Origin of the sequence: Acinetobacter lwoffii (assembly GCF_022967985.1) — a bacterium.
Lineage (GTDB): Bacteria > Pseudomonadota > Gammaproteobacteria > Pseudomonadales > Moraxellaceae > Acinetobacter.
This window is the reverse complement of record NZ_JALJVC010000051.1, coordinates 1-1,000: the sequence shown is the minus strand read 5'-3', so window position 1 is coordinate 1,000 and position 1,000 is coordinate 1. Positions and strand designations below refer to the sequence as shown.

Genomic DNA, 1,000 nt, shown 5'->3' with positions numbered 1-1,000 from the left:
TTTAGCCTTGGAGGATGGTCCCCCCATGTTCAGACAGGGTTTCACGTGCCCCGCCCTACTCGTCTTCACTGAAATGGCCCTTTCAGATACAGGGCTATCACCTTCTATGGCCGCTCTTTCCAGAGCGTTTTCCTAGAACCAAATCAGCTTAAGGGCTAGTCCGCGTTCGCTCGTCGCTACTTACGGAATCTCGGTTGATTTCTTTTCCTCTGGTTACTTAGATATTTCAGTTCACCAGGTTCGCTTCCAGCAGCTATGTATTCACTGCAGGATACCCGCAAGCGGGTGGGTTTCCCCATTCGGACATTACCGGATCAAAGCTTGTTGCCAGCTCCCCGATACTTTTCGCAGGCTGCCACGTCCTTCATCGCCTCTGACCGCCAAGGCATCCACCGTGTGCGCTTATTCGCTTGACCATATAACCGCAAGTTGCCTTGGGTTATATATTTGACCCGGGGGTACAAAGCCCGGATACGAATATAACGACTCAATTAATAAAGAGACTTATGTCTCTCGCCTTAGCCTCACGACACGTCTGATAGAACATCTCAAACGCTCGCTACGTCACAAGTTTTAAAAGAACACGTACCAGCCACAGTGCTGATGCGTATATAAGATCGAATGTATGCGTCATTCAGAGAATGGTGGGTCTGGGTAGACTCGAACTACCGACCTCACCCTTATCAGGGGTGCGCTCTAACCACCTGAGCTACAGACCCGGAAGACTCTTCCGGTACATGGCCCAGTATGGTGGAGCCTGTCGGGATCGAACCGACGACCCCCTGCTTGCAAAGCAGGTGCTCTCCCAGCTGAGCTAAGGCCCCAAAAGGGACATTCACAGCGGCCTGGCCGTTGTGATTCTCTGAATGCAGGTACTTTGTGAAGACGCCCGACAGGACGATGCTGTCTTTGCTCAAAAGGAGGTGATCCAGCCGCACCTTCCGATACGGCTACCTTGTTACGACTTCACCCCAGTCATCGGCCACACCGTGGCAAGCGC

At 52.5% G+C, this 1,000-nt stretch carries 2 tRNA genes and 2 rRNA genes; all 4 read right to left on the bottom strand.

The annotated features are described in order from the left end of the window. Window positions 1-416: ribosomal RNA gene (locus tag MWG72_RS15420) — 23S ribosomal RNA — on the bottom strand; the annotation flags it as partial. 226 nt (window positions 417-642) lie between these two features. Continuing rightward, window positions 643-719: transfer RNA gene (locus MWG72_RS15415), tRNA-Ile, on the bottom strand. A gap of 29 nt (window positions 720-748) precedes the next feature. Further along, window positions 749-824: transfer RNA gene (locus MWG72_RS15410), tRNA-Ala, on the bottom strand. A gap of 92 nt (window positions 825-916) precedes the next feature. Next, window positions 917-1,000: ribosomal RNA gene (locus MWG72_RS15405) — 16S ribosomal RNA — on the bottom strand; the annotation flags it as partial.